Here is a 9408-nt window from a genome sequence, read left to right as displayed (position 1 = left end):
GGGTCGTGGCGGGGGTGCTCACCGGGGCCCACGACAAGGCGCAGCTGGTCGAGCACGGGGCGAGTCATGTTCTTGGTTCTGTGGCTGAACTGGACGGGCTGTTGGGCGAGTTGGAGCGGTCCTCATGAGCAGCGGGATCCGGTTCGATTCGGTCTCGGTCGCGTACGGGAAGAACGTTGTTCTCGACTCGCTGGATCTGGTGGTGGAGCCCGGGGAGGTCATGGCGCTGCTCGGGCCCTCGGGGTCCGGGAAGACCACGGCGCTGCGGGCCGTCGCGGGATTCGTCCAGCCGGTGTCGGGGCGGGTGCTGATCGGGGGGCGTGACGTCACCGCGCTGCCGCCGCACCGGCGGGGGATCGGGATGGTCGTCCAGCAGTACGCGCTCTTCCCGCACATGAAGGTCGCCGACAATGTGGCTTTCGGGCTGAAGGCCCAGAAGGTCGCCAAGGGTGAGATCGCGGGGCGGGTGGCCGAGGCGCTGGAGATGACCGGGATGGGGGCCTACGCGGGCCGGTATCCGCGGGAACTCTCGGGCGGGCAGCAGCAGCGCGTCGCGATTGCGCGGGCGCTGGCCATTCGGCCGGGTGTCTTGTTGCTGGACGAGCCGTTGTCGGCGCTGGACGCGCAGTTGCGGTCGGGGATGCTGGCTGAACTGGCCCGGCTGCACCGGGAGTTGCCGGACGTTTCGATTCTGTACGTCACCCATGACCAGATCGAGGCGCTGACTCTGGCGGACCGGATCGCGGTGATGGACAAGGCGCGGCTCCAGGACTGCGGGACGCCGCAGGAGCTCTACCGGAAGCCGCGGACCGAGTTCACGGCTTCGTTCGTGGGCAATGCGAATCTGCTGCCGGTGGTGGTGGGCGAGGGGGCGTCGTCTGTCGCCTTCGGCGACGCCGAACTGACCGTGGCCACGGGGGACGCGGGGGCCGGGGCTTCGGCGACTCTGTGCGTACGGCCGCACCTGGTGGGGCTGGGTGAGGGGCCGAACGCGCTGCGGGGGAAGGTGGCGGAGGTGCAGTGGCGGGGATCGACGCACCGGCTGTTCGTGGACGTCGAGGGTCACCGGGTGAAGGCGGATGTCCGGGAGCTGCGGGAGACGCCGGCGCTGGGCGACGCGGTGACGTTGCACTTTGCTGCGGAGGATGCGGTGTTGCTGCCGATGGGAGCGGGGGTCTCCGATGCCTGAGGCTTCGTCCGTGGGGTCTGCGCCCGGTGCGGGTTCTCCTGTGGGGGGTGACTCGCCGTCGGCGGGTGCGGGTGGTTCACCGGGTTCGGCTCTGACCGGTGCGGTCGGGGGCGAGTCGGGTGGACCGGGTCCGGCCTCCGGCCGGGGGATACCCTTCCCCACCACCCGTGCGGGCGGTGGGGAAGGTGCGGGTTCTCTGGTGGGGGGTGACTCGCCGTCGGCGGCTGCAAGCAGTGGCGCAGGTCCGGCCGCGACCGGCTTCGCCGGCGTCGGAAGTGGGATTCAGACCAGGGTTGGCCAATCCGCTCTTGGCGGGGCGGGTTCCGCCCACCATCGCGTCGACGCCGACAGCCCCGCCCGTGCGCTCTCGGTGCCCCGGTGGGTCTGGGCTCTGCCGCCCGTACTCGTCCTTGCGCTCGTGTTTCTCTATCCGCTCGCCCTCGTCGTGCAGCAGTCCTTCACCCCCGACAGCGGCGGCACTTCCCTCTCCCCCTATCGCACCGTCTTCGCCTCCGACGCCTTTCGTGAAGCCCTCGGGACCACCGTCTGGCTCGCCGTCGGGGCCACCGTCGGCTGCCTCGTGCTCGGGTTCTTCCTGGCGCTCGTCATCGCCTTCGTGCCCTTTCCCGGCGGGAAGGCCGTCGCCAAGTTCATCGACGTCTTCCTCTCCTTCCCGTCCTTCCTGATCACGCTCGCGCTGCTGTTCATCTACGGCACCGTCGGCATGGCCAACGGGCTCTGGACCGGCGCCACCGGCGCCGCGAGCGGGCCCTTCCAGTTCCTGACCACGCCCTGGGGGGTGCTCCTCGCGGAGATCACCTTCTTCACCCCCTTCGTGATGCGGCCCCTCCTCGCCGCCTTCTCGCAGCTCGACACCGCGCAGCTGGAAGTGGCGTCCTCGCTGGGGGCCGGGCCCGTGCGGATCGTACGGCGCGTCATCCTGCCCGAGGCGCTGCCCGCCCTCGCCGCCGGAGGCAGCCTCGTCCTCGTCATGTGCCTCAACGAGTTCGGGATCGTCCTGTTCACCGGGGCCAAGGGCGTGACCACGCTGCCGATGCTCGTCTACTCCAAGGCGATCCTCGAGTCCGACTATCCCGCCGCCTGCGTCGTCGCCGTCGTCAACGTGGCGCTCTCCGTCGGCCTTTACTCGATCTACCGGGTGGTGAGCCGCCGTGTTGGTGCATAGCCGTACGGGCAAGTGGACGACCTGGGGAGTCTTCGGTCTCCTCTTCGTGCCCCTCTTCGCCCTGCCCCTCCTCGTCATCCTGGCCGCCTCGTTCGCGGGGCACTGGTCCGGGGCGTTCCCCTCCGGGTTCACCGGCGAGCACTACGCGTCGGCCGTACGGGGGGACTCCCTCCAGGCGCTGACCACCAGCCTCGTCACCGCCCTCAGCGCCAGCGTCCTCGCGCTCACCGTCGGGACCTGGGCCGCCCTCGCCGCCGCCGCGCTCAAGAAGCGCGGACGACGCGTGCTCGACGGGCTGTTCATGCTGCCCGTCGCCGTGCCGTCCGTCGTCGTCGGGTTGTCGGTGCTCGTGGCGTTCAGCAAGCCGCCCGTCATCCTCAACGGCACCTCCACCATCGTCATCCTCGCGCACACCATTCTTGTCACGGCGTTCGCCTACCAGTCGGTTTCGGCCGCCATCCTTCGTCTGGATCCGGTGTACGAACAGGCCGCAGCCTCCCTCGGGGCCAGGCCCTCGTACGTCCTGCGGCGCGTGAAGCTCCCGCTTCTCCTGCCGTCCCTGACGGCAGCCGCCGGGCTCTGCTTCGCTCTGTCCATGGGCGAGTTGAGCGCCACGATGATGCTCTACCCCCCGGACTGGACACCGCTTCCGGTCCAGATCTTCGCGGCGACCGACCGCGGATCACTCTTCACCGGTGCGGCCGTCGCGGTGGTCCTCATGGGGGCGACGCTCCTCGTGCTCTTCACCGTCTCCCGGATCCGCACCCGCGCTTCCTTCCGCTGACCGGCACCAGCCGGCTTCATCAACTTCAGGAGATACGACACGCCATGCGCAGCAACCACATCAGGCCGATCGCCGCCCTCGCGGGCTCCCTCGTCCTCGCCGGCTCCCTGACCGCCTGCGGCGGCTCGGCGGATGCGTCCGACGCCAAGGAAGTCACCGTCTACAGCGCCGACGGGCTCAAGGGCGAGAACAACGACGGCTGGTACGACCAGGTGTTCAAGGACTTCACCGCGAAGACCGGCATCAAGGTCAAGTACGTCGAGGGCGGCTCCGGCGAGATGGTGCAGCGCGCCGTCCGCGAGAAGTCCAACACCCAGGCCGATGTCATCGTCACGCTTCCGCCCTTCATCCAGCAGGCGGACGAGAAGGGCCTCCTCCAGGCCTACAAGCCCGCGGGCTCCGACAAGGTGGCCGACGGCGACAAGGCCGCCGACGGCAAGTGGACCTCCGTCGTCAACAACTACTTCGGCTTCATCTACAACAAGAAGGAGCTGAAGACCGCCCCGACGACCTGGGACGAGCTGACCGGCTCCACGTACAAGAACAAGCTCCAGTACTCGACCCCGGGCGTCGCGGGCGACGGCACCGCCGTCCTCATCAAGGCGATGCACGACTTCGGTTCCAAGGACGCGGCCCTCACCTACCTGGGCAAGCTCCAGTCCAACAACGTCGGCCCCTCCGCCTCCACCGGCAAGCTCGCCCCCAAGGTCGACAAGGGCGAGATCCTGGTCGCCAACGGTGACGTACAGATGAACTACGCGCAGGCCAAGACCATGCCGAACCTCGGCATCTGGTTCCCGGCGAAGGCGGGCGGCAAGCCCACCACCTTCGCGCTCCCGTACGCCGCCGGGCTCGTCAGCAAGGCCCCGCACACCGCCAACGGCAAGAAGCTCCTCGACTTCATGCTCACCGCCGAGGCCCAGAAGCAGGTCAGCTCCATAGGCGGCGGCTTCACCTCCCGTACGGACGTGAAGGCCACCGACGCCAACGCGACCGCACTCACCCAGCTGATGAGCGGCGTCGAGGTCTTCCAGCCCGACTGGGCCGACATCTCGAAGAACCTCACCTCGTACGTCGACGGGTGGAAGTCCGCCACGCACAGCTAATCCAGCGTTCACCGCCGCGTATCTGGCGTCCGGCGATCTGTAGCGGAAAGATAACGGGTCTAGTCCCAGTGCCCCAACATCCCTGTCCCGACAGGGATGTTGGGGCCGCCCCCCAGTCCCCACCCGGAGGACACCGTGTCTGCCCGTCTGTCCCGCCGCTCCCTGCTCGTCGGCGCCGCCGCCATCGCCGTGGCCGCAGGCCCCCTCGCCTCCGTCGCCCGTGCCGCGGCCAAGACCCCCAAGGTCCTGGTCATCGGCCTGGACGGCACCCTGCTCAAGCGAGTCAAGGACGCCGACGCACCGAACCTCGACGCCCTGATGGCGGGCGGTCTCACCGCCGCCAGCCCGCTGTACGCCAACCCCCTCGCCCCCACCCTCTCCGGGCCCGGCTGGTCGACGATCATCACCGGGGTCTGGCCGGACAAGCACAAGGTGAAGGACAACAACTTCACCGGCAGCAACTTCACCCAATACCCGGACTTCCTCACCCGCGTGGAGACCGCCAAGCCCGGCCTCGGTACGTACGCGATCGCCTCCTGGAACCCGATCACCACCACCGTCTTCTCCGCGAAGGTCGACACCCGCGTCAACACCCCGAGCGCCGAGTACGACACCGGGACCACCTCGCGCCTGGTCGCCCAGCTCGCCTCCGGCTCCACCGACGCGCACTTCGTCCAGCTCGACGGCGTCGACGAAGCGGGGCACGAGCACGGCGCCGCCAGCCAGCAGTACCTGGACGCGATCCACGCCGTGGACGGGTCGGTCGGCCGGTTCGTCGCCGCGATCAAGTCCCGTGCCTCGTACGGAAACGAGGACTGGCTCATCCTCGTCACCGCCGACCACGGCCACACCGACCCGGGTGGCCACGGCGGCTCCAGCTGGCAGGAGCGCCAGACCTTCCTCATCGCCAACGGGGCCGGGATCAGCGCCGGTTCGACGCGTTACGACATCAAGATGCCCGACGTCGCCGCCTCCGCCCTCGCGCACCTCGGCATCGCCATCGACCCCGCCTGGGGCCTCGACGGCCGCCCCCTCCAGCAGCCCTCGCCCGACGCCTTCGACGCACTGCGCCCCCAGCTGCAGACCCCGGTCGACGAGAGCGGCATAGGTGCGGGCGTCATCGGCTTCACCCACACCCCGCCGGCCGGCTGGTCCGTCGACAACTCCGCGATGGGCACCGGCGGTGTCACCGAGTGGCGCGGCTGGTCCTTCACGACCGACGAGTTCTGGACCAAGGCCGAGCGCGACCAGCAGCGCGAGTCCAATATCCGGTCCCGCAATGTCTTCGCGGTCGCCGACGGCGACGAATGGTCCGACAAGACCTTCACCGGGTCCTTCGACTCGACCCTCGTCAGCCCCGCCTTCCCGGTCACCGGCGGGCGCGCGGCCACCCTCGCGTACACGACCTACTACCGCCAGGAGGCCCCGCAGAAGGGCGAGGTGCTCGTCTCGTACGGCGGCGGGACGCCGGTCAGCGTGAAGACGTACACCGCCGACGCCTCTTCGCGGACCGAGAGCATCACTTTGCAGGTCCCGGCCGGTGTCTCCACCGCCCAGGTCCGCTTCCGGTACACCGGCGGCAACAACTGGTACTGGGTGATCGACGGGGTCAAGATCACCGCATCGTGATTAGGCTGGGGGCGTCGGGGGGCACAGAGCGGTGCGACCGGCGTTCCCAGCACCTGATCACCGCGTACGGCAGGAGTCCCACCCCATGGCAGACCGCAAGCCGATCGAATCCTGGCTCACCGACATGGACGGTGTCCTCATCCACGAGGGCACGCCCATCCCCGGCGCCGACGCCTTCATCAAGCGGTTGCGGGACTCCGGCAAGCCCTTCCTCGTACTCACCAACAACTCGATCTACACCGCCCGTGACCTGCACGCCCGCCTGAACCGCATGGGCCTGGACGTCCCCGTCGAGAACATCTGGACCTCCGCGCTCGCCACCGCGAAGTTCGTCGAGGCGCAGAACCCGGGCGGAACCGCGTACGTCATCGGCGAGGCCGGTCTGACCACGGCCCTGCACGACGCCGGATACATCCTCACCGACCACGAGCCCGACTTCGTGATCCTCGGCGAGACGCGGACATACTCCTTCGAGGCCATGACCAAGGCCGTACGGCTGATCAACGGCGGCGCCCGCTTCATCTGCACCAACCCCGACGAGACCGGCCCCTCCGCCGAGGGCCCGCTGCCCGCCACGGGCTCGGTCGCCGCGCTGATCACGAAGGCCACGGGCAAGGACCCGTACTTCGTGGGCAAGCCGAACCCGCTGATGATGCGGACCGGCCTGAACACCATCGGCGCGCACTCCGAGTCCAGCGCGATGATCGGCGACCGCATGGACACCGACGTGCTGGCGGGTCTTGAGGCCGGGATGGAGACTTTCCTGGTCCTGACCGGGCTGACGGGGAAGGCGGACATCGACCGCTACCCCTTCCGGCCGACCCACGTCGCCGACTCGATCGCGGACCTGGTGGACCTGATCTGAGGGCCCGGCCTCGCTCGAACGGCCTAGTGGGGATGCGGGCGGGGCGATAGCACGTGAGCCTTCGAAGTACCAGGAGGTTCACTATGCGTATATTCCGTGTCACGTTCTGTGCCGCAGCGATAGCCGCCGCGGCGCTGCTGCCCGTGACCGCAGCCGGCGCCGCCACCGGGGACTCCGAGTCCACCGGTTCCGTCACGGTCACCCCGTCCGTCATCGCCCCCGGCGGGGTGGCGGACCTCAGGGTGAGCGTCTGCAGCGGCGAGAAGGCCGTCGGCACCTCGGACGCCTTCGTCTCGGAGGCGCAGTTCGCGCCGGCCGCGGACGGCGGGCTCTTCGCCGAGATGAAGGTCCGCTCCGACGCCTCGGCCAAGGAGTTCCCGATCACGGTCAAGTGCCAGGACAGTGCGGGCACGGCCAGCGGCATCATCACCGTGGTCCGCTCCAGCGCCACGCCCGTGGCCCCCGTGCACGCGGGCGGCGGCGGCGCGGCCCTGCTCGCGGCCCAGGGCGCCCACGAGGAGGGCCCCGGCACACGGCACGCGGTGATCGGGCTCGTACTCGCCGGTGTCGCGGCCGTGGCGGTCGCGGGGCGCAGTGTGCGCCGCCGCCGGCAGGGCAGCGCGTGACATGTCGGCCGACTCCCGTCCGTCGGGTACGGGCAGGCTGCTGACCGGTGTCGCCTGGGCAGTCCTGCTCCTCGGGCTGTGGCTCTGGGGCAAGGACATCGGCGACGGCTCGGGCAGCGGGGCCTCCGCTCCGACCACCGGGGACGTGGCGGCGGTGGGCAGGCCGCTGGACGTACCGCTGCCGCCCGCCCATGAGCCCCTGCGGGGCGCGAAGCCGGAGCGGGTGGACATCCCCTCCGTCGGGATCACCGCGCCGGTCATGGCCCGCGGCCTCGACGTCAACGGCGCGGTCGACCCGCCGCCCTTCGCGGCGCCGGGCACGGTCGGCTGGTACGACGCGGGCACCCGGCCGGGCGCGACCGGGCCCGCCCTGCTGGTCGGCCATGTCGACACCAGGGACAAGCGGGCCGTCTTCTACGGGCTGAGCGCGGCCAGGCCCGGCGAGAAGGTCAGGGTGACAGGGATCGACGGCACGGTCACCGAGTTCACCATCGACGATGTGCAGGTCGTACAGCGCGAGCACTTCGACCCGGAGAAGGTGTACGGGGCACGGAAGCGCGGGCGGGCGGAGCTGCGGCTGATCACCTGTGGCGGGACCTATGACCGGGCGGCCGGGACGTACTCGGCGAACGTGGTGGTCTCCGCGTACCTCACGGACGTGCCGAAGGCCTCGGAGGCCTCGTAGAGCTGCGGGCGGCGGGCTTTAAACGCAGCCCGGCCGACGTACTGCTCCCCCCGGGAGTCGCCGGCCGGGCTGGTCCTCGACCGCGGACGCACGGACTGCGGGAGAAGTCCGGAGTCGGCGCGGGAGGTGCAAGGAAGACCAGTGGCATATTTGGCGGGCCGGGGGCCGGGGCCGCCTCAGACACTGTATGGCGTTCAACTGGCTTGGCCTAGAGTGAATTTGACGCCATGTCGTGAATCTGTCGCTGTGCGTGTCGATTCGGCTCCCGTAACAGGTCATAGACGAAAAAGCCGGGCTCCGCTGGCGGTCGGGCGGTTGTGTCACAGTGGTGGGGACGGCTTGCGCCGGAAGTGCACCCAAGGGGGAGTGGATGTACGGCAGTTATAGGCGAATGGCCGCCGCGGGGGCTGTGGGAGCGGTGCTGCTTCTCGCGGGCTGCTCGTCGTCCGACGGTGATTCCTCGAAGGACGGGCCGAAGCAGTCCGGGATCTCGCAGCAGCCGAAGGGGGACGACCCGTTCTGGGTCGACCCGGGCGGGAACGCGGCCGAGCAGGTCTCCGCGTACGTGAAGAGCGGCGACACGGACAACGCCGGCCTGATCCGGAAGATCGCCTCGCAGCCGACGGGGGAGTGGATCGGCCCGGACAACCCGCAGGCGGAGGCGCAGGGCTTCACGGAGGCCGCGAAGAAGGCCGACCGGACGGCGCTGCTCGTGCTCTACAACATCCCGCACCGCGACTGCGGCCAGCACTCGGCGGGCGGCGCCTCCGACGGGAACGCGTACCGCGCCTGGGTGGACGAGGTGGCGCAGGGGATCGGGGACCGGGGGGCCACGGTGGTCCTGGAGCCGGACGCGGTGCTGCACATGGTCAACGAGTGCACACCGCAGGAGCTCCACGAGGAGCGGTACGACCTGCTGAAGAAGGCCGTCGAACGGCTGAAGCGGCAGCCCGGGGTCAAGGTCTATCTGGACGCGGGGAACGCGGGGTGGCAGAAGCCCGAAGCGCTCTTCCAGCCGCTGGAGCGGGCGGGGCTCGCGGAGGCGGACGGGTTCGCCGTCAATGTGTCCAACTTCCAGACGACGGCGGCCAGTACGGAGTTCGGGAAGCAGCTGTCGGCGAAGGTGGGCGGCAAGCACTTCGTGATCGACACGAGCCGGAACGGGAACGGGCCCTACACGGGCGGCGATCCGGCGGAGAACTGGTGCAATCCGCCGGGGCGGGCGCTGGGGGATCCGCCGTCGACGTCGACGGGAGATCCGCTGGTGGACGCGTATCTGTGGGTCAAGCGGCCCGGGGAGTCGGACGGGGACTGCCGGGGCCGCTTGACCCACAGATA

9 protein-coding genes and 1 pseudogene are annotated in these 9408 nt (G+C 69.8%); all 10 read left to right on the top strand.

Annotated elements, in window-relative coordinates; translation table 11 throughout:
• Positions 1-128: pseudogene (locus tag J0695_RS44140) on the top strand (haloacid dehalogenase); the annotation flags it as partial.
• Positions 125-1189 (top strand): ABC transporter ATP-binding protein, encoded by a 1065-nt coding sequence (locus J0695_RS25345; RefSeq protein WP_206965614.1) that lies wholly within the window; start codon positions 125-127, stop codon positions 1187-1189. The pseudogene J0695_RS44140 and the gene J0695_RS25345, both read left to right, overlap by 4 nt.
• Before the next feature lie 370 nt (positions 1190-1559).
• Entirely contained in the window at positions 1560-2375 is an 816-nt protein-coding gene (locus tag J0695_RS25340; RefSeq protein WP_307798751.1) for a 2-aminoethylphosphonate ABC transporter permease subunit, read from the top strand.
• The gene (locus tag J0695_RS25335; protein ID WP_206965610.1) at positions 2362-3159 is read left to right on the top strand and encodes an ABC transporter permease; all 798 of its coding nucleotides are present in this window, start codon (positions 2362-2364) and stop codon (positions 3157-3159) included. The genes J0695_RS25340 and J0695_RS25335 overlap by 14 nt, the downstream gene beginning before the upstream one ends.
• Before the next feature lie 44 nt (positions 3160-3203).
• A complete protein-coding gene (locus J0695_RS25330) occupies positions 3204-4265 on the top strand; it encodes a 2-aminoethylphosphonate ABC transporter substrate-binding protein (protein WP_206965608.1) in 1062 nt (353 codons plus the stop codon).
• A gap of 96 nt (positions 4266-4361) precedes the next feature.
• Positions 4362-5894 (top strand): alkaline phosphatase family protein, encoded by a 1533-nt coding sequence (locus J0695_RS25325; protein WP_206965606.1) that lies wholly within the window; start codon positions 4362-4364, stop codon positions 5892-5894.
• Between the two features lie 85 nt (positions 5895-5979).
• Complete coding sequence (locus J0695_RS25320; RefSeq protein ID WP_206965604.1) at positions 5980-6759, top strand: HAD-IIA family hydrolase; 780 nt, start codon at positions 5980-5982, stop codon at positions 6757-6759.
• Positions 6760-6842: 83 nt separating this feature from the next.
• Positions 6843-7385, top strand: coding sequence for a hypothetical protein (locus J0695_RS25315; protein WP_206965601.1), 543 nt, complete (start codon positions 6843-6845; stop codon positions 7383-7385).
• A 1-nt stretch (position 7386) separates the two neighbouring features.
• The gene (locus J0695_RS25310) at positions 7387-8070 is read left to right on the top strand and encodes a class F sortase (protein ID WP_206965600.1); all 684 of its coding nucleotides are present in this window, start codon (positions 7387-7389) and stop codon (positions 8068-8070) included.
• Positions 8071-8440: 370 nt separating this feature from the next.
• A partial coding sequence (locus J0695_RS25305) for a glycoside hydrolase family 6 protein (protein ID WP_206965598.1) occupies positions 8441-9408 on the top strand: 968 nt, incomplete at its 3' end.

This window comes from Streptomyces beijiangensis, from assembly GCF_017315755.1.
In the GTDB taxonomy this organism is placed as follows: Bacteria; Actinomycetota; Actinomycetes; order Streptomycetales; family Streptomycetaceae; genus Streptomyces; species Streptomyces beijiangensis.
Note: the sequence above shows the minus strand (reverse complement) of the source record. Positions and strands in the feature narration are given on the sequence as shown.

Coding starts and splice junctions, on each gene's coding strand:
- J0695_RS25345 (WP_206965614.1), top strand. CDS start 125: ATGAGCAGCGGGATCCGGTTCGATTCGGTCTCGGTCGCGTACGGGAAG.
- J0695_RS25330 (WP_206965608.1), top strand. CDS start 3,204: ATGCGCAGCAACCACATCAGGCCGATCGCCGCCCTCGCGGGCTCCCTC.
- J0695_RS25325 (WP_206965606.1), top strand. CDS start 4,362: ATGTTGGGGCCGCCCCCCAGTCCCCACCCGGAGGACACCGTGTCTGCC.
- J0695_RS25320 (WP_206965604.1), top strand. CDS start 5,980: ATGGCAGACCGCAAGCCGATCGAATCCTGGCTCACCGACATGGACGGT.
- J0695_RS25315 (WP_206965601.1), top strand. CDS start 6,843: ATGCGTATATTCCGTGTCACGTTCTGTGCCGCAGCGATAGCCGCCGCG.
- J0695_RS25310 (WP_206965600.1), top strand. CDS start 7,387: ATGTCGGCCGACTCCCGTCCGTCGGGTACGGGCAGGCTGCTGACCGGT.